The sequence below is a fragment of the Polaromonas sp. genome (assembly GCF_012927455.1).
In the GTDB taxonomy this organism is placed as follows: domain Bacteria; phylum Pseudomonadota; class Gammaproteobacteria; order Burkholderiales; family Burkholderiaceae_C; genus Polaromonas.
The window spans coordinates 18,034-40,613 of sequence record NZ_JABBPE010000014.1 but is presented as its reverse complement, the minus strand read 5'-3'; the positions used below and the strand labels follow the sequence as shown (position 1 = coordinate 40,613).

Annotated in this window: 18 protein-coding genes and 1 tRNA gene; 8 read left to right on the top strand and 11 right to left on the bottom strand. The window is 55.1% G+C overall.

The genetic code is table 11. The annotated features are described in order from the left end of the window. Nucleotides 1-174: 174 nt before the first annotated feature. Nucleotides 175-786 (top strand): tyrosine-type recombinase/integrase, encoded by a 612-nt coding sequence (locus HHJ18_RS12230; protein WP_366558838.1) that lies wholly within the window; start codon nt 175-177, stop codon nt 784-786. Nucleotides 787-826: 40 nt separating this feature from the next. Here HHJ18_RS12230 and HHJ18_RS12225 read toward each other — a convergent pair. Continuing rightward, nucleotides 827-903: transfer RNA gene (locus tag HHJ18_RS12225), tRNA-Arg, on the bottom strand. A gap of 606 nt (nt 904-1,509) precedes the next feature. Here HHJ18_RS12225 and HHJ18_RS12220 point away from each other — a divergent pair. The 3 genes from HHJ18_RS12220 (at nt 1,510) to HHJ18_RS12210 (ending at nt 5,555) form a co-directional block, all read left to right on the top strand. After that, nucleotides 1,510-2,571, top strand: coding sequence for a hypothetical protein (locus HHJ18_RS12220; protein ID WP_296915652.1), 1,062 nt, complete (start codon nt 1,510-1,512; stop codon nt 2,569-2,571). A gap of 1,084 nt (nt 2,572-3,655) precedes the next feature. Continuing rightward, nucleotides 3,656-3,961, top strand: a complete 306-nt coding sequence (locus tag HHJ18_RS12215) for a type II toxin-antitoxin system ParD family antitoxin (RefSeq protein ID WP_296915650.1) — start codon at nt 3,656-3,658, stop codon at nt 3,959-3,961. Between the two features lie 451 nt (nt 3,962-4,412). Beyond that, entirely contained in the window at nt 4,413-5,555 is a 1,143-nt protein-coding gene (locus HHJ18_RS12210) for a hypothetical protein (RefSeq protein ID WP_296915648.1), read from the top strand. A gap of 383 nt (nt 5,556-5,938) precedes the next feature. On the opposite strand, the gene HHJ18_RS12205 is transcribed toward HHJ18_RS12210, so the two are convergent. After that, complete coding sequence (locus tag HHJ18_RS12205) at nt 5,939-6,520, bottom strand: LysM peptidoglycan-binding domain-containing protein (RefSeq protein ID WP_296915646.1); 582 nt, start codon at nt 6,518-6,520, stop codon at nt 5,939-5,941. Between the two features lie 218 nt (nt 6,521-6,738). Here HHJ18_RS12205 and HHJ18_RS12200 point away from each other — a divergent pair, with 218 nt between their 5' ends. The 4 genes from HHJ18_RS12200 (at nt 6,739) to HHJ18_RS20980 (ending at nt 9,012) form a co-directional block, all read left to right on the top strand. Then, entirely contained in the window at nt 6,739-7,167 is a 429-nt protein-coding gene (locus HHJ18_RS12200; protein ID WP_296915644.1) for a hypothetical protein, read from the top strand. Then, nucleotides 7,164-7,664, top strand: coding sequence for an HAD domain-containing protein (locus HHJ18_RS12195; RefSeq protein WP_296915642.1), 501 nt, complete (start codon nt 7,164-7,166; stop codon nt 7,662-7,664). The genes HHJ18_RS12200 and HHJ18_RS12195 overlap by 4 nt, the downstream gene beginning before the upstream one ends. Nucleotides 7,665-7,914: 250 nt before the next feature. After that, a complete protein-coding gene (locus HHJ18_RS12190) occupies nt 7,915-8,781 on the top strand; it encodes a hypothetical protein (RefSeq protein ID WP_296915640.1) in 867 nt (288 codons plus the stop codon). A gap of 15 nt (nt 8,782-8,796) precedes the next feature. Next, nucleotides 8,797-9,012 (top strand): BPSL0761 family protein, encoded by a 216-nt coding sequence (locus HHJ18_RS20980; RefSeq protein ID WP_366558837.1) that lies wholly within the window; start codon nt 8,797-8,799, stop codon nt 9,010-9,012. A 193-nt stretch (nt 9,013-9,205) separates the two neighbouring features. On the opposite strand, the gene HHJ18_RS12185 is transcribed toward HHJ18_RS20980, so the two are convergent. The 9 genes from HHJ18_RS12185 to HHJ18_RS12145 all read right to left on the bottom strand — a co-directional run bounded on the left by HHJ18_RS12185 (nt 9,206) and on the right by HHJ18_RS12145 (nt 21,832). Further along, entirely contained in the window at nt 9,206-9,499 is a 294-nt protein-coding gene (locus tag HHJ18_RS12185; protein ID WP_296915638.1) for a hypothetical protein, read from the bottom strand. 3 nt (nt 9,500-9,502) lie between these two features. Continuing rightward, nucleotides 9,503-9,790 carry a hypothetical protein gene (locus HHJ18_RS12180; protein ID WP_296915636.1) on the bottom strand — a complete coding sequence of 96 codons (288 nt, stop codon included), beginning with the start codon at nt 9,788-9,790 and terminating at the stop codon, nt 9,503-9,505. A 151-nt stretch (nt 9,791-9,941) separates the two neighbouring features. Further along, nucleotides 9,942-10,559: a hypothetical protein gene (locus HHJ18_RS12175; protein WP_296915634.1), complete on the bottom strand. Its 618-nt coding sequence runs from the start codon at nt 10,557-10,559 to the stop codon at nt 9,942-9,944. 146 nt (nt 10,560-10,705) lie between these two features. Next, complete coding sequence (locus HHJ18_RS12170) at nt 10,706-11,572, bottom strand: hypothetical protein (RefSeq protein WP_296915633.1); 867 nt, start codon at nt 11,570-11,572, stop codon at nt 10,706-10,708. 1,547 nt (nt 11,573-13,119) lie between these two features. Beyond that, nucleotides 13,120-14,802 (bottom strand): DUF262 domain-containing HNH endonuclease family protein, encoded by a 1,683-nt coding sequence (locus HHJ18_RS12165; protein ID WP_296915631.1) that lies wholly within the window; start codon nt 14,800-14,802, stop codon nt 13,120-13,122. Between the two features lie 28 nt (nt 14,803-14,830). Next, the gene (locus tag HHJ18_RS12160) at nt 14,831-16,510 is read right to left on the bottom strand and encodes a restriction endonuclease subunit S (RefSeq protein ID WP_296915629.1); all 1,680 of its coding nucleotides are present in this window, start codon (nt 16,508-16,510) and stop codon (nt 14,831-14,833) included. Beyond that, complete coding sequence (locus HHJ18_RS12155) at nt 16,507-17,976, bottom strand: class I SAM-dependent DNA methyltransferase (RefSeq protein WP_296915627.1); 1,470 nt, start codon at nt 17,974-17,976, stop codon at nt 16,507-16,509. Before HHJ18_RS12155 ends, HHJ18_RS12160 begins: the two co-directional genes overlap by 4 nt. A gap of 25 nt (nt 17,977-18,001) precedes the next feature. Then, a complete protein-coding gene (gene hsdR / locus HHJ18_RS12150) occupies nt 18,002-20,473 on the bottom strand; it encodes an EcoAI/FtnUII family type I restriction enzme subunit R (protein ID WP_296915626.1) in 2,472 nt (823 codons plus the stop codon). Between the two features lie 267 nt (nt 20,474-20,740). Further along, on the bottom strand, nt 20,741-21,832 hold the full coding sequence (locus HHJ18_RS12145; RefSeq protein WP_296915625.1) for a replication initiation protein: 1,092 nt from the start codon (nt 21,830-21,832) through the stop codon (nt 20,741-20,743). Nucleotides 21,833-22,580: the final 748 nt, after the last annotated feature.

Here is a 22,580-nt window from a genome sequence, read left to right as displayed (position 1 = left end):
CTCAACGCTGGGCTATGTCAGCCCAATGACGTTTGAACAACGCTGGATCGCGGCACAGCAGCAAGACAGAAAGTCCGCATAGGTAGCAGCCTATGGAGTATGGAATTCAGGGGCATGGTCACATGGGGCCAGCAGCGCACCCTCATGCCCAAGCTACCCGATCACCTAGCACGCATGTCATTGTTCATTTTGAACAGCGGCGTGCGCGATGATGTGGCCTGTAGCCTGCGCTGGGATTGGGAGATAAAGGTTCCCGAGCTGGGCATATCGGTCTTTGAAGTACCCCGCAGCAATGTAAAGGGACGCAAGCTGGTGCGCGTGGTTATCTGCAACAGCGTGTCGCAATCGGTAGTTGAGTCGGTGCGCGGTCAGCACCCGGAGTATGTGTTCGTGTACAGGCGCGAACGTGTCAAAAACACCGACATGCCGCCAATGATGCCCTACCGGCGCATCCAGACCATGAACAATACCGCGTGGCAAAGGGCGCGGACTGCAGCAGGACTGGGTGATTTGCATGTGCACGATCTGCGTCACACGGTGGGTATGCGGCTGCGGGAGGCTGGCGTATCAGAGGGCACCCGGTCAGACATCCTGTGGCACACAACGACCTCGATGACCCAGCACTATAGCGTGGCCCAGATCGTGGAGCTACACGCCGCGCTGGAAAAAATCAAGGATGACACTGGCCGCTGGAACAAGAGTCTGGCAACTCTGAGGATGGAGCAGGAAGATGCCATAAGGGAGCTGACTTACCCAAAAGCTACCCAGGCAAAAAAAATAGCCTAGAGGCGTTGCCTCTAAGCTATTGATCCTCTTACTAAAAAGATGGTGCGGCTGGCAGGAATTGAACCCACGACCCCTTGGTTCGTAGCCAAGTACTCTATCCAACTGAGCTACAGCCGCGAAGCCTTTAATTATAGCTTATCTAAGTGGTGGGGCGTGAAGGACTTGAACCTTCGACCAAAGGATTATGAGGGCAACTCAAAGACTGCGTGGGTGTCTTTACCAAGCAATGCCTAGCAAAATCAAGCACTTACGCGCGCTCAAGAGCATTCACGCGCACCTACTTGCACCCGTTTGCAAACCATTTGTCATAAATTTGGCATAGCCATCGGTTTGCAAACGCACGCGAATCCTACCGTGCACAAGCAGCCGATGCAAGCGGCTCACATGGCCCTGCCCTGTTCTCATGGAAATTCGCAGACGCTCCGGCGTATAGCAATGACGACAGAAAACCGAAAGCGTTGTCGAGAGAATCATCTTCTTCGTCCGGTTTGTGGCCCAAAGCGGTCCTCTGAATCTCCGTAATCGCGGCCTGATAGCGGACATTAGCCCAACACGGCACCTTGATAACGCGGAGCTGGGTTTGGCACCCACGGGGCGCCGCTATTCACCGCCGACGCTTCGAACCGAGGTGCGGGCAGCAGTCTGCGATGGTCGTCTAGGCCCCATTTGGTTACGATAATGTGGGTGGGCTCGCCTACACAACACTGAAGAGAAGGAGCAACCTTGAATAGTCCGACCGAAGCTGAGTTCATTGACCACTGGCGTGAGATGCGACCCAACGTCATTGACGGTTTCATCAAGTTAAAGCTTGTCCATGCCGAAAAGACGTCATTGCTCGTTCCGGAACTGCTTGCGGCCGACCTTGGCGGAATGCGCTGGTTTCAACCTAAATTCTTCTATGCCCCACAGCTGTCGTTTTGGGATGGCTTTTCAGCAGCCGACATTGGCATCGAGGTCAGCGGCGGCCCTTTGGTGAAGGTCGGCTTCACCTCGGGCGGATTCGTGGCTTCTCTGAGTGATTCATCTCAGGTGTACCGTTGCGTGATTTCCGCCCCGGCCGACCTCGCGCGGAGTGCTGACGGAACGTGCTCACTTGAACCAAGCGGCGATTTCCGGCTAGACCTCTTTCATCACACTACCGACCAGGCCGCGCAGGCGATACAGTCCTCCGGCCACTTTCGCGGCTCTGACTGGAATATGCAAGGCACTCGCGCGCTGAAGAACGTTGCTTACGCATACTTCACCAGCCTTCAGCGTATTACCTCAGAGCAAGACCTAGCCAAGATTGCGATGGCGTCAACTGGCTTTATTGGTCTATTGAAGACGAACACGGCGTCGGCAAAAGAGGACATCCGTCTCAAGGTGTATCGCCAATCGACTTTGGACCGAACGGCCACCGTGCCTGTCTCGGTGCCGGCGAGCTTGGTGGCATCGCAGCACGTATATCTGCACTCGGCAATAGGGCAGGCGGTCTACTACGAGGCCTGCAATCCCGACATCTATCGGGTAGGGCTGCAACCTGGGAAGGTCGCACCGTTCATGGATGGCGTGTTGAATGTGCCAGATGCGGACAGGAAGCGCTTCGAGTACCTGGTGCTCGGCGACGCCGACACCGAAGCTGGGCTGATTGCTCCGTATGATGAGGAAGAGACGAAGTCGCTCCTTCACATCGAGGCTTGCACTCAGCAGACCCTCTTCGATTTCTGGCGCTCTCATGCGAACAGCGACCAGATGGCCGGTCGTGCACCAGAGTTGCTTGTGTTCAATGACGGCGGCCAGGCGTAAGCCTGACCCAGTTATGGTTTGTTGCGCCGCAAGTTACTGGCGGCCCACAGCACTCACAGGTCACCCAGCCGAGCCTGCTTGACCCACAGTGAATGAGCTTCTGAACGTCGTTGCGGGCATCCTGAAGACAGGGTCAGAAGTTGGGAAATCGCCAGCCAACCTTTGTCCAAACGACTGCAACGCTGCATTGCGCCCTTTCACTGATTGCAGAGAGCATTATTGGATGCCGTACACCGGTCATTGGTTAATGACTGGAACTGGTCGAAAACTGCCGCTCCTCTCGATGCGTTATAAGAATTTATAGCGAATTCTTATAATTATATTTTTCTGAATAACTTTTTATAACGATGACTGATTTTGGTCGTTAGCCGAAAATAGTCTGCACTTAGCAAACAACATTCCACCGACCATGCGCAAATTTGTCCATGGTCGGTGGAAAATGGGTGCGCCAACAGCTCAAGGTCTCGAATCTATTTGACTGTCCGCAGTTGGTCGGTCACTGACGCAGACCGCTGGAAATAGCTCAAGGTCATGGAAACTTTTCGATGCCGGAGTACCCCAGCACTGCCTAGAGTTTGGCGCAATCAAAATTGGACTGATACCTCAAAGATGGTGGCTTTAACCAGTTATCCGTTTCGGCCAGAACAACTTCTAATTGAAGTTGTGTGACTCCAACTAAGAGTTGTCTAACTTGGTAAGGGTAGGCCTTAGCCGCGCTAGACCTGATGCTGTCTGCAGAACACTGCACCGCGCTGGATGTCGTGAGTGCTCCGGAGCCGCGCATGCTGTAAAGCCTGTTTACTCCGGCCGTTCGTCAGCATGCGGTGTTTGGGGAAGTAGCGTGATGGCTTGGCGGCCCCGACCGTTATCACTTGAAGTCAGCAACTGTTCAGGTTGATGTTTTGTTGACTTAAGCCGGCGGCATTGTTTGCGCTGAGCGAAGCCCGTTAAACTTTGGCCCCGAACGGGTATGCCAACGGCTCGAGGTACGTAAACATCTGTTTGAATGTCCGCTGCTGGTCGGCAGCCAACGTAGGCTTCATCGCTCAAGCCAAAAAAATCAGCCAGTTTGGCATACTATGCCATGCACAAAACCTGGGGGATTACGATGCCGACGCGTAACGTGGTACTAACCGAGCACGAAGCGGCTCTGGTGGAAGATTTGGTCGCTGGCGGGCGTTACCAAAACGCAAGCGAGGTCTTGCGCGAAGGATTGCGTCTCCTTGAAAAGCGCGAATCTGATAATTCCTTGCGCCTTAAAGCACTACAAAATGCGGTCCAAGTGGGCCTTGCAGATAGCGCCGCAGGCAGGTACACAAGCTTCAACTCTTCAGAATCTCTCACGACCCACTTAAAATCGCTTGCGACAAAGGCAATTGCGAGCGCATGAAAGCGCATGCAGTGTTCGACTCCATTTAGGCTGAGGTCGCGCGGAAACCAAAGGATGGCATTAACGCCACGTCGTGCCGTCGGGCTCGCGGCCTCGATTTTGTGGCGTGCAAGCACTCTCGAATTCATCAGCGACGCACGCGAAGCTGTTTGCCCCTTACCAACCGGGCGGTTCGACTGGATAGTTCATAACCCCCGTGTCAATGACTGCTCCTGGTCGGCAAGTGCCGGTCCGACGGGTAGCCTCGACACAGGTGCGCTTGGCCATAGGCAGAAAGGACTTGGAGACGCCGTTGGACTTGCGACGGAGTGAGGTGCTTGTCTTTGGCCGGTGTGCAGGGAAGAATGCTTTTTTGGACATCTAGGTCGTCAGAGACATTTAAGTAGCCGCCCCGGATGCGTCGTAAACCAGCGAACCTACCCATGTGGCCAAAATTGGGAGAGGAACAGACATGAAAATTAATCGTGAAGACTTATACAAGAGGGTATGGGAAACGCCACTCACAAAACTGGCGAAAGAATTCAACATTTCTGATGTGGGCCTTGCGAAGGCATGCCGCCGGTCCAAAATTCCAACACCTCCAGTCGGCTACTGGGCAAAGGTTGCCCACGGAAAATCTGTTCCAAAGCCGCCGCTGCCCTCCGCATCTGATACGTCTCTGGTGCTCGAGCCCGAACGCCATCGGCAGGAAAACAGTTCTTTGGCGCTCACAGCAGAGGAGTTCCCGGGCCTCCAGGTAGAAGTTCTCCAAGACCTTGATGGATTGGCGCCATTTACAGCTGCGACCTACGCCCATCTCTCAAAGGGGAATGCTGATTCCGCCGGCTTCTTGGTCTGTGGGTCTTCAAGCCTTTTCAGCTGCGCAAACAGCGCTGGCTCAATTGAGCGCACAGCGTACATTCTCAATGCTATAGAACGCGCACTGCCCCTCGTAGGAGCAAGACTGGTACGCGACGCGGAAAACAAGCGGCTGAGCGTGGATGTCGACGGGGAAAAAATCACATTTTCCATAGCCGAAAAATACAGCCGGACCGAACATGTCATCAAACATGCCCAGTACGCATGGATGAATCAGCGCACTTATGAGTATCACTTCAAGGGAGAGCTCAAGCTTACTATCGATGGAAGTTACGCGGGCCAAAAGGGATGGTCGGACGGGGCACGAGCGCGCCTCGAAGAGAAGCTCGGAAACTTTGTAGTTGGTCTAGTGGGTGCCGCTAGAGCCACCCGAAAGCTCCGTGAGGAACGCGAAGCGCAAAGGCTTCGCTGGGAGGAAGCAGCAAAAATCCGACAACATAAGGATGCCCAGTTGCGAAAGCTGCGCGCCTTCAAGAATCATTTCGCGGCTGAAGCTGTTGCCTGGCATCAATACAACCAAGCCTACGAATACCTTGAGCACTTGAAGCAGTCGCTCGCTGGCAATGGGGAGCACCTCGCCGAATCCAGTTCAAGCTGGCTTGCCATTGCCGAACAGTCAGTTGCCGACCTCGACCCTTCTCAGAAAAGACTTCACCTTCTGCGTACAGGGTTCTCGCCTAGCGAATGGGAGGCACCCTTCGGCGGAACCCTGGTTCACGAGCCAAGCGCTGCATAACCGGAACGCGAAAATGACCTTTTCACGCCAACTTCCCGCCATGACCACCAAGCAGTCAAATTGGCTTTGTGCAGGAAGTTGGGCTCCCAGTGCAGTCTTAGCAGTCATGCCGCGCCTTCGTCTTCGGAGCCATGAGCAGGTCGTGGCAAAAAAACAGCGAGGCCTAACCTCCGTTGAATCGGAACTTTGACGCCATGCTATCTGTTCAGCCAGGTGTCGGCGGAGTGCCAGAAGCAGGTGAATAGCCGGTGGGTTGTCACCCCAGGAGCCTTTGCTGCAATGTCCGCTGTTGTCCGGAAGTTGTCTATCGTGACTAGCGCCTTACATTACAAAAAAAGCGCCTTTCCAAGGAAAGGCGCGAATAAATAAATCAACGGAAAAATTCAGAAAATGGAGCGGCTGTCATGTGACTGCTTGCGCAGGACTTCCAGTTCCAACTGTCCTTCAACATTGCCAGTGGCGGCCTGATGCAACGCATGCAGCCATCGGGAGCTTGATTTGCGGGAGGCACCGTCCTCATGAAGTTCATGAAACATGAACGCGGCAAAAAGCTTTACCGACGGTGAAGCGGCAGCCAGTTCCTTGGGGACAAACGGGCCGATGCAAGGGTCCTGCCGCATTCTCTCAAGCTCTCGCCCAATGCGGTCTTTAAGCGGGTCCTTGCAGGGCCAAACAAAATCGTTGAGCCCGGCAAATCCAGCCATTAAAAAAATCAGCATCGTTGGAAGTCCCAGGTACGTCGCAGCACTTTCGTGCACTGACCTGTGCGCCGTCGCGATGAGCGCGTCATTGCGCCTCCACTGCGCCAGTCGCTCATAAGTCACTCCGAGTTCCTTGGCCAAAGCAGCCAAGGTGTCTCCGCGTCGTGTGGCTTCGAACACCAACGCGCGCAAAAGCGGCTGCTCATCCCGCGTTATCGGAGGCGGATTTCGACGCTTCGCGGGGCTCGTTTCCTTTGTCGTCATTTAGGGGTCCTATCAGGGTCAACAGCAAATCGCCGTCAACACCTATAGGTAGCTGCCTGCTGCGCACTGCCCGGCATGAAGTCACTCCGGCTTCGTACCCGTTTCCACTTCATGCCTTTCACACGCATAGTCACCCCTGTAGGAACCAGTAAGCTGGACATGCACTGCACTTTGACTATCAATTGCCCAACAGCAATGAACAAGCAGACTCTTTTTTCATGACCACACCCAAGCACTTCAAACCTAAGGCGGGCCCGACTGAAATTGCCGACACGCAACCCAGGTTCGCGCTCATCGCGATGTGGGGAGGCGTTTGGACTTGCGCGCCCGTTTCCGAGCGCCCGGAAGTGGTTCTTATTGACTGGCATGTTTTCGAGGTTAATCTTCCTTGTTCAGCGGAGCGCACCAGGCACTTTGCTGGCCAGAACACTACCGACTGTGAGGGTCGAGTAAGCTCCGCAATCGTCACGTTCGACGGGGCAACTGCCCGCGGCATTACCCAAAGCGGTCGCGTATATCAGCTGCAAGGAAGCACTTGTTTAACGGGCGACGGTGAGTACACCTGGAATCGCTGGAAAAGCATCAATTCAGTGACCGACGTCGTAGACGTGACAGCTGAAATCAAAGCATTGATGGAGCAGAGATGAAGGGCAGAGACGAGCTCATACTCTATTTGGACTACGACGGTGTGCTCCATCACGAAAATTGCTTGTGGCATCCGAAAATCGGCGCGTATTTGTCGGCACCTGAGGGATACGTGCTTTTTCAGCACGCGGCACTTCTCGAGCAGGTGCTTGCCCCTTATCCGAACGTGAAAATTGTGCTATCGACTTCGTGGGTTCGCCATTATGGTTGTTCAAAAACAGCCAAGAATCTTCGGCCGGGGCTACGCCTGCGCGTAATAGGCGCGACGTATCACAGCAACATGCGCGAGTATGAATTCACTGAGCTGTCGCGGGGGCAGCAGGTGTGCTCGGACGTTATGAGGCGCAGGCCACGCGACTGGCTCGCAATCGACGACGTCGATGACGGATGGCCGGAGCATGCGCTGCCACACTTTGTCTGCACGCATGAGCGCGAGGGCATTAGCGAGCCCGCGGTGCTGGCCGAACTCAAAGAAAAACTAGGGAGGATGTGCACGTGAAGTACCGGGAATACAAATGCCCGACGTGCCGCTGGGTGCATGCCGCGATACCGGTTTCTGATGCACAGGCACAGGTTGCATCTGCGAATGAATACTGCCAGTCCCAAGGCAAGCCGCAGACTGCGTCGATAGACCAATACCTCCGTTGTTTCAAATGTGGTGCACCGACTCATGGCTTTGTACGAGCCGGTCCAGGCGACGCTCCCGCGGGTTGCACCCTTCAGGGCGCCGTGGTGCCCGGAGTCAACCCATGACCCGACTGCACCGCATTCGACGCTACTTCGCTCTACACACCTACGAAACACGACAGGGCTGGCGGCGCTTCAAAAGCGAGTCGGGGGAGCTTTGGCAGTACTGGTGCTTCCGGCTAGAGATGCGGGTGCACCGGGCACGGCCGCTGCGAGTGCTCGCGTGGCTGCTCTCAAAACGTATGCCGAAAGGCCTGGAATTTGACAAGTTCGGACAAAGAGAAGTGGGCATCTACCTCCCCGCTGAACACTCACTTTTTGACCCCAAGAACGACCACCTCTTCAGCAAAGGAGCAGCGCTCAAGGCGTTCAAGGCGTTCAAGCATGTCAATGTTGAAGAAGAAAAAGTGCGGGAACGGCGGAGGATTGCAGATGCGTTTCTGATAGATGCGCAACGTGACGGCATGTCTTGTCGGTCGCGCTCAGACTGCGCATTCGAAGCCGTCTACCTGTACGCGCTCGCAGCTCTTGGAGAGCAAGCCGAACACTATGAGCACCCGGACGCGCAGGCACTCAGAGATGCTGCAGCAACGCAGGGGTTGACTGCTTTACAGATAGCCCCCGCAATTGATTATTTAGCAAACAAGTACGCCCCCTCCTCTACTGAGATTGACATCAATGCATACAGCCTGTTGATTTCAATAGCGAAAACACTTGGAGAAGCCGACGGTGATATCGAGCCACTGACGCCAGAGCAATATGCAGTCTTTGCTCATGCCGAGCCGGCCACGCGCGGGAAGGTAATTGAAAGCCTGCTGCCAGCCGATGTTATGGACTACGGGAACGAAGGCGGCATGCCACTCGAAGAGTCTCTTGCGAACCCGGACACCGCTCGTCGCGGCAATCGAACAGCTTGCAGAAAAACTTGATTTTGGGAGCTGACTATGACGATGCCTTCCGAGCGAACAAGTGCTGTGCTGAATACCCAGAAGTTTTTGAAAGAGCTGATGGACCCAGCAAAGACTCCCCGGGTCCCAAAAGATGTGAGGAAGACCGCGAGGTGGCTTCTTCGGCACTACCCGAGCCCCATGGAACTCGAAATAGCGCACACGGCGAGGCCTGACTGGTGGGGTCCCGTGCCGGATGGAAAGGACCTGTGAAGATGGCGGGGCTACGCCTTGAAAGAGCACGTGATAGAGTTATAAAAAACTATTAGAAAAAATATAATTATAAAAATTCACAATAAATTCCTATAACAATGTCTGCAACGTTCTGAATTCTGAATTCTGAATTCTGAATTCTGAGACTGAAGAAAAACGCCCCTCTGAAGGGGCGTCGAATCAATTGGCGAACTCAGCTGTGTCCGTCTCCCTCAATACCAACTCGCTGCCCAATCAGTTCTTTCAGTCCGATTCTTTCGAGAACAAACCGCTGCAGATATGGGCTGAAAAGCAAAAAGGTGGTTACGGAAGAGCGCATGCGTCTTTCGTCGCCGACCGCCATTGCAACCGCGGCTTGCTCGCTGGTGGACAAAACGCCGAAACTGGCTGGCTCGACGCCTGCACGAAGCCACTCATCCGCGATTGCCCCGAGCCTGGCCCGTTGATACTCATGCCATTGCTGTGTGGGGAGATGTCGGTGACTCATACTTTACACTCCGTCGCCGGCAATTTTGGTGCCGACAAAAGAGGTCATTCCCCGTTCCTTGAGAATCCATTTTTGGAGCGAGTCCTCGAGCAAAAGAAACGCCCCTAAGGGAGAGGCGAGCCGCTTTTCCTCCTTGACCGCTATAAAAATGGCGGCTCGCTCTCCGGAAGAGAGCACTCCGAGTATTTCAGGCTCAACGCCTGTGGTTCGCCACTGCGTTAGCACCGATGCAAGCCGGGCTATCAACTGGTCTGCCGCGGTCTTTCGTTCTGCCATGGTTGGGTAAGGCATAAAGTTCCTTCAAATTGTTGAAATGCTGGGGGGAATGGTCTCTTGGCTTTGTAGGCCCTCGAAACCGACATTGCCGCGCCTGCTGGTCAGCTCGCGGACTTCATGTCTAGCTAACGAAATTCTTTAGAGAGCGACCGGCACAAGCGCGCGTTTAGGCGGGGGCGCTGGTTGACCCCTTTCCCGGCTTGTTGACTCGCTTCATGAGCCGTGCCGCCTTGAGGGCATCTTCAAAGGCACTGCAAGCGGACCGAATGCGGTTTGTATGAATCTTGAGCAAGTCCATCTCGTTGGCGCACTTGGCAGTAGCGACTCCGGTAAAGCCCAAAAACCCCTTCGAAAGCTCAATGCCTGCGGCGCGCATTTGAGCTGCTTTAGCCTGCACCTCAAGCGCAGCCCGTCCCAGTACCGAGGCGGCGGCTTCGAGGTCCGACTGCTGGTCCGGGAGTCCAGCATCCGCAATTTCCGCAAGAACTTGCCGGCGCGCAGCCATCAATACCTCCAACGGCAATTCCGGCTTTTTCCCGAACGTTCCGTTTCGCTCCAGCCAGTCCCGGATTTCCGCAAGCATCGGCACGTCCAATCCCACACCGGGCCGCGTTTTGATGCCAACTGGCAACTGCGCCGGGTCAGTCGCGACATTGACGCTCCCGAGATACTCGGTTTTCGTCTTCCGCGTTTCCTTGTCGTAAAACTGGCGCACAAGTGCGCAGGTTGTTTTTCCCTTTCCCGGCGCTTTTATGAGAAAACTTTTCATTGATTTAATGCTCACGGTTGGTTGTAAATTCGCCGCGCGGATATTCGTTTTTTATCCGCGCTTACAACCGTGTAGCCACCATGCGTTCACAACCAGGTGCCTGCGCGAATGCATCGACCAACTCCGCGCGGACACGTCCCCGATGACAGCGCGGAAACACTTCAGCTCTCCGCGCGACCAGCTTGAAGTTCTCCGCTCGCGAGATGCGCAACAGTGTTTGAACCGAAAACTTTGAATCGGCCCATTTTTGGCAAAAATTGGCTGGTGATTTCCTTCAGAGGCCGCAGTCGCCCTGCACTGTCCCCATATCGCGCTGCCAGCTGTGTGTAGATGCCAAGCCATGCTCTGCGCACCAGACCCCAGCGACTCTCAGCTTCGCGATGCAGCTGCAGCACCTGGGAACGCACCCCTGAAAACAGCGGCCGGCGGCGTTGGAAGGCCAGCATCCCTCGAACGCCGTCCAATGCGGCGCCGTCATCACGGCCAAAATTTAGGGCTTTCACTTCCTGTTCGACGCTGGCCAGCGCCTGGCGGTAGGCAACGTCCGTCATTTTCCAAGTCCACGTCGAGCAGTCTTTGATGACTCGCTTGTCCTTTCCGGTCTTGGCATCGACGACGGTCCGGGCGTCTTTTTTGTGGGCATAAAGCAGCACGTAGTCCTCGAACACGATGTGCCCAGTCGCGGCTAAGGCGTGCTTGGCGACATGAGCATCCGGCACTTTTCTATCCGCGAGACCTCCTCGGCCTTCAGAAGTCAGCACCCACCAAGCGACTTCACCCCGCGTCGGGTAGGCCACGAAATGCGCGGAGGCCAGGCCCTTCGAGCGGTCGTAAGTCCGTGCGCGCTCATCGCGCAGGATGGGGTAGCGGGTGGCCATTTTCGCGGCCAAGGCAGGCAATTTGGAGAGGGCAACGAACCCTCCTATCCAATACGGATTGCCGCGCAAAACCAGCGTTTGGAGATGCTGCAGGAGAACGGTTTTTCCGGTGGGGACGCGCAAGTTCAGTACGTCGTGTGTAGTTTTCATCAGGGGTAGTTCCATTTGTTGGTAGAAGGTCCTGCGTATAGCGACAAGACCTGCAAATGGGGCGTGTGCCGGCATCAATGGGGCGTCTGCCTCGGTGAATTGCCTGAGTGGGGCGTCTACAGACGCCCTTTTGAGGGAAGACTATGAAGCCATAAAAAATTTTTGAACCGAAACGAGACCGATTGCTATACACAGGCATAGGACCAGTGATGTGCGTACCAACGCATTGAACGGGGCCAGGTGCGCCAACACCCTGAACACTTCTCGAAGTTCACAGGGGCGCGCCAACGCCCCGCACTTCATCATCATCTTTTCTTCCGGCGTGAGCTCGGGTAGTCCCCGAGTGCCACAGCGCCTGATGCCTTCTCAAACGAGGGCCTGTCGGGTGTCGGAAGGGGGGCGGGGAGTAATCCCGACAGCGAAAGCTGTCGGAGTAATCCCCCGCCTCTACTTCATACGCCCGGGTTGTGACCCGGGGTGTCAGGCACAGTTCCGTTGAAGGCGTAGAACTCTGCTGAGACCGTGCGATTGGGGAAGGGCTGGCCAGGGGTAATAACCTGTCCAAGGGCTAAGAAGCCTGTGACCCCCGGATTTGTCATCCGGGACGAGCGCCTGATATGCAAGATGATTTTTATAAGTCTGTCGGCTCGCTACCCTGCCCCCTGAATAAGGGCAGAGGCGAGACGATTACCGACATGCAGTCCAGCTGGGCGAGGCGAGGCACCGATTCGGTGTCGAAGTCCGCGACCGCACACGAGCCAGGGTCTGAACCTGGTGAGGGGTACGGGTGATAGCAGGGGGTGAGGTGGTTCGCACCATCAAGCCGTCAGCATCACTGGGAGCAAAAGCATGTAAAAGCCCGCGAGGGCAATCGGAAGAGTGTGAGCAAACTAGGGCCTTCAGTGCCTGGATTTCATGGAAATGAGCAGACAACAGTGCGATGAGTACCCACCCGCTTAATGGTTTCGGGGTGAGGGAAATCTGGAGACGCGCCAGAAAGCACTGCTGTTCGTGAGTGATTTGCGTTCTACTCGTTAAGACTTGCGTATCGAACCAAAGCAAAATGGCCCGAGGGGCGTGGATGTAACTACCACGCCAACCGGGGGCTATAAGCCAACTGCTGGGGTAAAGGGCGGGGAGCAATCCCCGGACAACATCCCAAGACCATCTGGTCTGCCTATGCGGTTGAGTGGCCGGCGAGAGCCGAGTCGGTTGAAAAGATGATGATTTGGAAGTGAACGGGCCTCTCTTTGGCGAGAGGGGTCCGGGAGAAGATGCCTTGGCGGGCATCTTTCGAGCCATGCGGCGCTTTTATTCGGTGAGCCAGACTTGGCGGTCTGGTGAGCCCGAGCGTTTGCACGGTGCGCGGAAATTTGAGGCTTGGCCTTAAATGAACCGCGGCGGATGGACAAGGTAAGGGAGTTATCCCTGATTGCGTAATTCGTTTTGATTCGAACCCCGGAGCTTTTTGCTTCGGGGTCTATTTAGCGACGCAATTTAACTAATGCCAGCAACTGGGGAGGCCTCCCGCAAGGGGGGCCTCTTTCTCAGCCACCTACTGACCAAACCTTTATGGCTAGCTTTGCCATCTCAATTTGTCGGCTATCAATTGCAGCCTTGTCCCATCGTTTGCTTGCAGACAAAGTGTTTGTGAAGTGAAAGCTCGACTTCTTATAAGCCGATTTTTTCGTTTCAAAGGGCTCATTTCCAAGTGAGGAGTTGATTTTGGCCGACATGATTGCAAGGTTGCCGAGCCTACGCTGATAGGCACGCGCGTCATCTGCAGACCAATTTTTCGACCACTCTTCTCCCAATGAAAGTGGCAAAATGTGCTCTAAATTCACACGTCCAGTGTCTTTGTTGGGCACTAACTCTCCGTCAGCAGGCATGGCGCCAAATTCTTCCAATTTCCGTAGGTAGTAGCGCGCGAGGCTCTGCTTGGAAACGGTCGTTATGATAAAAGCTAGTTGAAATGCCGAGTCGGTTGGGAGCGTCGAGAATGCCCTAACAACGCCCGATGCCGTTGTAAGTTTTTCCTCTGACACAGCCTTTGCTGTTTCACTGTATATCCGCTCTAAGGAGCCCCCACCTGTGCCTCCAACAATCAAAAATCTCACGGCGACTGCTTCTAGCTTTTCAAATGCTAATTTCACTTGCTTTGGTTCAAAGTGCGCCAATATAGCCAAAAGCAAGGGCCTAATTTGCACCATCCCCAGCAGATTCAATGCCCCCGCGCAATCGCGAACTTTTGAATCGTACCCCCCCCAGAAGTCGTGGTCAGTATTTATAAGAGCTGAATAGGTTTTTGAGTTGTCTCTGAGGTCTGTCGAAAACTGTAATGCCAATTTTTTGGTGGTGACCTTCTTCTTTATGAGTCCAAAGAGCTCCTTCTCCCGAACCAATCCGTACTTGGACATCGCGAAATGCCGAAGAAAGGGTACGACCAATGGGTCGTCTGATGCGCTTTCCAAAACTGCGACCATTGATAGCCAACGATTTTTGGTCTCCTCAATTTTGTCGCCAGAGCGATGGAATAAATAATTTTTCAGAAGGTCTGAAATCGCAAGCTCCAGTCCCCTGTCATTTAGAGTCTCAAAAATGATGAAAGCGTTGCTGTCATCTGGGGCAGTAACCATGATTACCTTGAGGTTGGACTCTAGGTAGTCAAGCCAATCGTGCAGGTCAGCCTCTGCATCTTTAGACTTTTTGCACAGCTCTTCAAAGTAAGCAAAAATAATGCTCGCAGCGTCTAATAGTCTTTTGTGTGACTGTCGCGCGAAGCGTGTATTTTCGACCTTTGGAATGGATTCAATGAGCTCTTGAAAAAGCTCATTATCGACTTCGTTTAGAACCAGCTTGGGCTCCTTCTCTTTCGTCTTTCTGTCAGTGCTGGATAGGTAGTCATTTCGAACTGACATGACTACTTCCATGTCGTTGTCGCGGACGAAAATATCTTTAATGGCAGCAATAACCAGGCTCACCGTGGTCAATCGCTGCTGCCCATCAACGACCTCGTACCTGTGGTCTACAGGGCCTGTAACGACAAGCGAGCCAAGAAAGTATTCCTTTTCTTTATTCTTTATCGCTTCGCTGACATCATTTAGAAGCGCCTCAATATGCTCTCGCTCCCAAGCGTATGAACGTTGATACGCAGGTACCCCGAAGCGCCGTGATTTGAGAACGGCACCAACACCCTCTAGTTGGATACGAATTTCCTGAATTTGTGACATTCCATGCTCTCCAATATGTGTTTCTGCTTCAGGTCCCCGTCGCCATTTCAGCTAGTACACCAGCCAACGTGGACTGGGTCTGGCGCGAATTTAGAATTTGGTCCCGTATTTGGGTGCACAAGACGCGTAATTGTTTTACGCAATGCACGATACGGACTTGCTCATTCAGAGGCGGCACGGGTATTAAGGTCGACTTGATTTTTCCAACGTTCAGATTCGGCTGCGCACCACCCGCCGCTTGAAGGCGAATCTCGTCATAGCTCTTCTCAAAAAACAATTTGACGTAATCGCGATGGCCTTCACTTTTGTCGTGGAGGACGATTGCAGCACAAGCTTGATTCGTTGCTGCCGGAATCAATAACTCAGCGACTTGGCCACGAGTCTTTCCCTGGCCGTACATAGCAACGATTAAGGTGCCAACCGGATATACCTTCAGACTTGTCTCGGTGAGAGCTAAGTTGGACACAAATTGCCGGGTTGCCCGTATGTGAGAGTTGCCTGTTTCTCCACTGGTGACCCATGGAACTTCGGGAGGGGAAAAAAATTCTGAAACCTCACGCGAAGGTGTGGTTCCGGTGCCTACCTGAGCAATCAATTCAAGCTTGCACCATTCCCAATTCCCAGGAGTCTCATACGGTGCATTTGCAAACCCGTCACAGGATGAATCAACGCTGCGCTTTTGAATCTTCATGCTACGCAAAAAAAGCTTGGCAGATGGCTCTGCTTCGTCCTGAGGTACCAACATCCCACGCACCGCCAACTGCAATACCGTCTGCTCCAGCGCATCAACCGCCCCGGGCCTGTCCAGTAACAGGTCAAAGCTCTCCGCCACCCGCTGCCAGTTCTCTGCCAGGGCCTGGGCGGATTCACTGGTCACCAGGGCATCAAACAGTGAGGTGGTAAGTCGGGCATGTTGCTCATCAGCCAGGCGTCCGTTTTGCTCCAGTGCATCGCAGAGCTTCATCAGCTCTTCGACGCGGGCGACGATGCGGGATTGCTCGGCTAGTGGTGGTAGCGGAATGGGAACAGTACGAACCTTGTCTGCATTTAAGTTCAGGACCACACCACCGGCGGCAGACGCCTCGAAAACCGTACGTATGAACCGGGATGAGAGCAACACATAGAGAAAATCTTTGTTCAAAGAACTTGGTGGACTAATGCGCAACCACCCGTCATGGATACACCCCTCAATTTGAGTTATGTACGGACGTCCGAAGCTCATTGAGTTCGTTAACAGAAAGTCTCCAGGGAAAACCATTCTAGTTTTGGACAAACCATCGCGCCGGATTTTTTCACTTGTTGACGTGATGTACTTGCCCCCTTTCTCGGTGTCGCCAATCTTTATCCAATTGAGGCTATCAGGTTCATTAGTCAAAAAGGACTGAATCGGGCGAGGGGAGCCGCCGCGTTCAATTCCAGCAATCACGCCGAACCTCTCCCACGCCCAGTTCACTGGCAACTCAAACGGCTTTTCCTTCTCTGCAATCTCGGCCAGCGGCTTGTCGCGTTTGATTTTTCCATCGACAATAAGTCGGTCTTTCTCCACACGAATCTTCTTTAGAAGTTCACTCGCGGGTTCATCGTTAGGGTCTTGGGGTATCAATTTGCCTTGCACCGCCAAGGTCAAAATCAATTCTCTTAACCTTGCTACCCCACCCGGGGCAGTGGCCAGTAGGTCAAAGTTTTTCAGCAACCACGACTCACTCATGCAGCGTTCCCAACGGATTGCGCCAGGATGCCCTTAAGCTGGTCGCGCATGTCCTGAATTTCAGCCTGTAGACGCTGGTAATCTCCCAGCATTTGCACCGGGTCATGGTTGGTCAGCTCTGCCGCATGGGGATTTTTCTGGTCAAGGTTAAAGCCGGCGGCCTTGATGGCATCGATGCCGACCTTCCAGGCAAATTCGTTTTCAATCCGGCTGGCAAAGCCGTCAGCCTCGCTTCCCCACCAGGCCTTTTCGACCTCAAACTCTTCAATGCGGATGGGCTTGGTCTTGTTGTAGTTTTTGACGCCTGCGGGGTACTGGTGCTCGTAGTACCAGATGTCCTTGGTGGGTTGGCCCTTGGTGAAGAACAGCAGGTTGGTCTTGATGCCGGTGTAAGGGCTGAACACGCCATTGGGCAGACGCACGATGGTGTGCAGATTGCACTCCTGCAGCAACTGCTCTTTGATGCGACTTTTGACACCCTCGCCAAACAGCGTGCCATCGGGCAACACCAGGGCGGCACGGCCCTGATTTTTCAGCAGATGCTTGATGAGCACCAGAAACAGGTCCGCCGTCTCCTTGGTCCGCACATCGGCCGGGAAGTTGTTTTCCGTACCCGGCTCTTCGACGCCGCCAAAGGGCGGATTGGTGATGATGATGTCCACCCGGTCCGCAGCGCCATAGTCGCGCAAGGGGCGGGTCAGCGTGTTGTCATGGGCAATCTGGCTGGGGACTTCCACCCCGTGCAGCATCATGTTGGTGGTGCACAGCATGTGCGGGAGCTGCTTTTTCTCGACGCCCCGTACGCTGCGCTGCAAGATGCCCTGGTCAGCCTCGTTTTTGACTTGCTTGCGGATGTGCTCGAGGGTGCAGACCAGAAAGCCCCCGGTGCCGCAGGCGGGGTCTAGTACCACCTCCCCCAACTGGGGATTGACCATGTCGACCATGAACTGGGTGACGGCGCGCGGCGTGTAGAACTCGCCGGCGTTGCCCGCTGATTGCAGGTCTTTAAGAATCTTTTCGTACAGGTCGTTGAACTGGTGCCGCTCGGCCTGCCGGTTGAAATCAATGGCATTTAGTTTGGTGATGACCTGGCGCAGCAGCTGGCCGCTCTTCATGTAGTTGAAGGCATCCTCAAACACGCTGCGCACCACATAGCCCCGGGGATTGCGTTTGGCATCGCCCACGATTGTTTTAAGCTTGGGAAAGAGCTGCCCGTTGACAAAATCCAGCAGCGCGTCGCCCGTGATGCCTTCGGCATCGGTGGCCCAATTACGCCAGCGCAGGTCCTCAGGGATGGGGCTTTTGAAGGCGTCCCGGGTGATTTCCAGTTCTTCTTCCTGGGCATCGAACACTTTGAGGAACAGTAGCCAGGTGAGCTGGGAGATGCGCTGTGCGTCGCCATCCACGCCGCTGTCTTGGCGCATGATGTCTTGAATGGATTTGATGACGGCGGAAATATTGGACATGCGGGTGTTCTGACGGGGGAAAAATTTATGCGGAGCGAGCGGAGTAAAGCTCGGTCTCGAGCAGTTGCAGGGCTTGAATGTACTGGGACTTACCCCCAAAGCTGCGGACCAACTCAACCGGGGAGCCCAGGTCGTTCAACGGGGGGACGCTGAGCACGTCCATGCTCTCGATGGTCTGCACACCCTGGTCCGCATATTTGTCGATGAGTGCGTCCAGCACGCGGCGGGCAACGGGGCCGTACTGGGCAAAAACATTGCGTTTTTTGACGCGGTTGGCCCGTTCACGTCGGGTCAGGGGCGGCATGCCCCACGCCACATACAGCAGCAAATCAAAGGGGTCGAGGTCCTTGCCGACCTCCTGGGCCAATGCGTCCAGCAGCACGCCCTGGTCCTCCAACTCTTGCAACAAGGCGGCCTTGCGCCCGGCGTCGTTCCAGGCTTGCAGGAACTGGTCCAGTGAACTGTATTTCGCCGCAATATTGATGCGGGTGTAGTCGCGCAGGCTCTCGGTAATGAGCTTGCCCTGAGCATTGAGGTACTGAACCCGCTCGCGCGCTACGGCGACGTTGACGGTGCCGTCGACGATATAGCGTTTGATTTCAACGCCCCCACATTCACCCGGCCCAGCAGTTGTCGAACCTCCGGGCAACTCCCACTCAGGCTGGTCCGAACCTTCGGCCACGCTGGTTGGATTGCCCTGCACAGGAGGGGGCTCCGGTGGCGCGACTGGCTCATCGCCCTTGGGCTCGTAAACCTGCACGGGGTCGCCGTCAAAATTCTTGTCGGCAAAGATGTCGGTGGCGCGCTTGAAGTCAAGGATGGTGAACCATGTTTTGCCCAAATCCTCCCTCAGCCGGGTGCCACGGCCAATGATTTGCTTGAAGAGCGTCATCGACTTGATGTTCTGGTCCAGCACGATGAGCTTACAGGTTTGGGCGTCCACGCCCGTGCTCATGAGCTTGGACGTGGTCGCAATGACAGGGTAGGCCCTCTCCGGGTTGATGAAGTTGTCGAGCTCCATCTTGCCTTCCGGGTTGTCACCGGTGATTTGGACCACGTATTTGGGATGGTCCTTGCAGATGTCGGCATTGGCGTTGGACAGGGCCTGGCGCATGCGGCTGGCATGGTCGATGTCCTCGCAGAACACGATGGTCTTGTCGAACCGGTTGGTGGCCTTGAGGTACTCAGTGATTTTGGCCGCCACGACCTCATCGCGCCGCTCCAGAACCAGCTTGCGGTTCATGTCGGTGGCGTTGTAGATGCGGTCTTCAATGACGTTGCCCAGCTTGTCGGACATGCCCTCGGTGGGGCGCCAACCAAAAGTGTCCTTGTCCAGGTCTATCCGGACGACTTTGTAGGGGGCCAGGTAGCCGTCTTCAATGCCTTGGCGCAGGGAGTACTCGTACACCGGCTCGCCAAAGTATTCGGTGTTGGAGATTTCCTTGGTTTCCTTGGGCGTGGCGGTGAGGCCAATGTGCGTGGCGGACTTGAAATAGGTCAGGATTTCGCGCCAGGCAGAGTCTTCATCCGCGCTTCCACGGTGGCACTCGTCGACGACGATGAGGTCGAAGAAGTCCGGGGAAAACTGTTTGTAGATGTTCTGCTCCTCCTCCGTACCGGAAACGGCTTGGTATAGGGAGAGATAAATCTCATACGACTTGTCGACCAACTTGGTGGACTTGTTGACGGCGATGTCCAGTTCTTCAAAAAACTGCTTTCCGCTGGCCGCATCAACCCGCTCCACACCCTTGGCATTGGGGCTCAGCTTGGCCATGGCGCCCTTGAAGGGGCGGAAGTCATTGACCATAGTCTGGTCAATCAGGATGTTGCGGTCTGCCAGGAAAAGGATGCGCTTTTTGGCACCGCTTTTCCAGAGCCGCCAGATGATTTGGAACGCGGTGTACGTTTTGCCCGTGCCGGTGGCCATGACCAGCAGAATGCGCTGCTGGCCTTTGGCAATGGCCTGCACCGTGCCGTTGATGGCGTTCATCTGGTAGTAGCGGGGCGTCTTGCTAGGGGCGTACGGGTACTCAGTGACCTTGCGTATGTCAGCGTTCCAGCCCTTCCAGGCGCAGTAGCGCTCCCACAGGTCAGCCGGCGTGGGGAACTGGTCCAGCGTCAGGTTGGTCTCCAAGGTTCCATAGGCCAACGTGGCGTCGCGGAACACAAAACCATCGCCATTGCTGGAAATGGAGAACGGGACGTCGAGCATCGCGGCGTAATTGATGGCCTGCGCCATTCCCGCACCAACCGCATGATTGTTGTCCTTGGCCTCAACGACGACCAGCGGGATACTGGTCTTGAAAAACAGAACGTAATCGGCACGCAGAATGGATTTTTTGTCGCGGGAAGCATGATTGCCACGGACGACAACACGACCAGGGCGCAGCGTGTACTCCCTGTATATCTGTTCGATGGTGTCCCAACCCGCCTGTTGGATTGCAGGGGTGATGAACTTTTCGCAAATGTCGGCTTCTGACAGCTTCTTCTTATCCACTCCGCTTCCTGACTCGTTCGGCACCCATTTTGACGATGCCGCAGTTACGCTTATTACCAATAGTGGATTATTGACGAGGAAACTGTCAGGATTCACTATTTGTCCTGGCCTGCCCACCACCCATCCAATCGCGTCGGTCGCGAAGCGTCTTTTTTTTGAGCCGCCGCTCAAACAGAGAAGACGGGGGCAGCCGTGAATATCGGAGTGTTATTTTTTGGTTTCCCGCGGGGGTTTACCTGATATGGCCTAAGTTAACCCCCCAGTTACCTATTGCAGAGTGTCCTGGAAAAAGTTCTTGTAGTGCAGGGAAAGGGTCGGCTTTGAACACCCGATGAGCTCAGCCACCTTGCCCATAGTCGGAATTTGGCGCTGCCCTGTGAGCTGGCCGATTGCAGCAATGATTTGTTGTTCGCGGCGTTCCCGCTTCACCTTCGCCGATGCCGCCGCCCCCCGGGCCCCCCGCCATGCCTGAAGCTCCCTGAATGCGGCGGTAAGAACTCGCTTGCCATGATTGGCCCATGCCCACCGCGCCACACTCTTCGCGATGCCTTTGCACTCAGCAAAGGGCAGCAGGCCTCGACCTGCCAAGAATGGGAGATGGTCGTAGCTGGCAGCATTGACACGCTCGGCAGTCGCGATGACAGATTGCTCCCAGGTTTCATACCCCGCGGTGCGGAATGCATCAATGTTGTCGTAAGCCCAAAAACGAACGGTGTCGAACAAGAAAACATTGCGCCCTATTTCCCCGCGTGGAGCGCGGTTGTAGGCTTGAGCTTTTGTGGTGGTGAGCTCTACATAATCGGCGAGCTCGTGTAAGTCCCGCGCTTGTTCCGGGCCTTTGTAGAGAACCCACTGTGCATTAATGGGGTTTTTGCACAGTTGGCCTGTAAAGCCAAAGTCTGCGCCAAGTTTCAGCGCCATGGCGCTCTCAATGGCGGCAAGGTATTGCTGGGGCTTGATGCGCGCATGTTCGTGCCTACCCACCGGTGTTTCCAGTTCGTAGCCAATATGAGCGCCGTTTTTCCCCGCCGAGATGGCTGCCCAATTCGGGGCCGGCAGTCCAAGCTCATTTTCCCATGCATGGGTGTCGGCGAGGTAGCGCAGCGGCAAATCGTGGAAACGATGGCGGTCCTGGTGCCAATCCAGGTCAAAGACGAGACGTGAGTAGGCCACCGGGCTGTTGGGCTGTATGTACGGGTGGGTCAGCGCGTGGGGCGCGGTGCGAACTCGGCTGTAATCCTTGGTTTGGCTGCATCGCGGCTTGCGAGCGAGACGGTCTTCGTCTGCGAACAGCGAAATGGATTGGGCACGTAATAATTCCTGGGGGTCCAGGTGTTGAAGGAGTGATGGCTGCGACACTTTGGCGGGCTCCGCTGCCGGAAAAACCGCACGTCGCTATACAGCGCACTACGGTCTACACCGGGGCGCCTTCGAATCCAAAACCACCTGCCAAGCTGATACCGGATACGAGGGCGTTGTTTTTTTGGACCCACCGCCCGGTGGGTCCTTGCCGCTCGTGTAGGTATCAAGCACGCCAAAGGCTGGCGTCTTTGCCAAATAAGCTTGGTCACCTTCGATAACTCGGGGGCACATGCGAGGAACTACTGGGGTTGGCACATCCGCGCAGCCCAGCGCACTGGCGGGGGCGGCGCAACGCTCAAATGCCTTAGCGCGACACCGAAATCGGGCGAGCCGGAGTCAAGACTTGATGCAGCCCTTGCCGCGGCGGAACAGACCCTGCGAGCGGCCTGCCCAAGGGTCTAAAGGGCAATACGAACCTAAAGACCAGCTAAATAAATCCGAAACCTACACGTCATACCAATCAACTGACAAGGTATGAAAATGAATGAGAATTCCGCGACTCTGACTCGAGAAGAAGTTTGCAAAGCAATCCACTGCTCCTCCCGGAAGCTCGGGTACATGCTTAAAAGAAATCAGTTCCCCAAGGGTGTGGGTTCGGGGAAAAACGACTATTGGTCTGCAACAGCGCTCGATAACTGGCGCAAGACTCAATTTGCAGCGCAGGAGGCTTGGCGACCCATCCAGGCAAGGTAACGCAGACCACCCCCAGAGGCGCCGAAACGGCCAGGGGGCGGCCCATCGCGAG

Coding starts and splice junctions, on each gene's coding strand:
- HHJ18_RS12205 (WP_296915646.1), bottom strand. CDS start 6,520: ATGACGACAAAGGAAACGAGCCCCGCGAAGCGTCGAAATCCGCCTCCG.
- HHJ18_RS12210 (WP_296915648.1), top strand. CDS start 4,413: ATGAAAATTAATCGTGAAGACTTATACAAGAGGGTATGGGAAACGCCA.
- HHJ18_RS12215 (WP_296915650.1), top strand. CDS start 3,656: ATGCACAAAACCTGGGGGATTACGATGCCGACGCGTAACGTGGTACTA.
- HHJ18_RS12155 (WP_296915627.1), bottom strand. CDS start 17,976: ATGTCCAATATTTCCGCCGTCATCAAATCCATTCAAGACATCATGCGC.
- HHJ18_RS12180 (WP_296915636.1), bottom strand. CDS start 9,790: ATGCCTTACCCAACCATGGCAGAACGAAAGACCGCGGCAGACCAGTTG.
- HHJ18_RS12160 (WP_296915629.1), bottom strand. CDS start 16,510: ATGAGTGAGTCGTGGTTGCTGAAAAACTTTGACCTACTGGCCACTGCC.
- HHJ18_RS12195 (WP_296915642.1), top strand. CDS start 7,164: ATGAAGGGCAGAGACGAGCTCATACTCTATTTGGACTACGACGGTGTG.
- HHJ18_RS12230 (WP_366558838.1), top strand. CDS start 175: ATGTCATTGTTCATTTTGAACAGCGGCGTGCGCGATGATGTGGCCTGT.
- HHJ18_RS12190 (WP_296915640.1), top strand. CDS start 7,915: ATGACCCGACTGCACCGCATTCGACGCTACTTCGCTCTACACACCTAC.
- HHJ18_RS12165 (WP_296915631.1), bottom strand. CDS start 14,802: ATGTCACAAATTCAGGAAATTCGTATCCAACTAGAGGGTGTTGGTGCC.
- HHJ18_RS12185 (WP_296915638.1), bottom strand. CDS start 9,499: ATGAGTCACCGACATCTCCCCACACAGCAATGGCATGAGTATCAACGG.
- HHJ18_RS12170 (WP_296915633.1), bottom strand. CDS start 11,572: ATGAAAACTACACACGACGTACTGAACTTGCGCGTCCCCACCGGAAAA.
- HHJ18_RS12200 (WP_296915644.1), top strand. CDS start 6,739: ATGACCACACCCAAGCACTTCAAACCTAAGGCGGGCCCGACTGAAATT.
- HHJ18_RS20980 (WP_366558837.1), top strand. CDS start 8,797: ATGACGATGCCTTCCGAGCGAACAAGTGCTGTGCTGAATACCCAGAAG.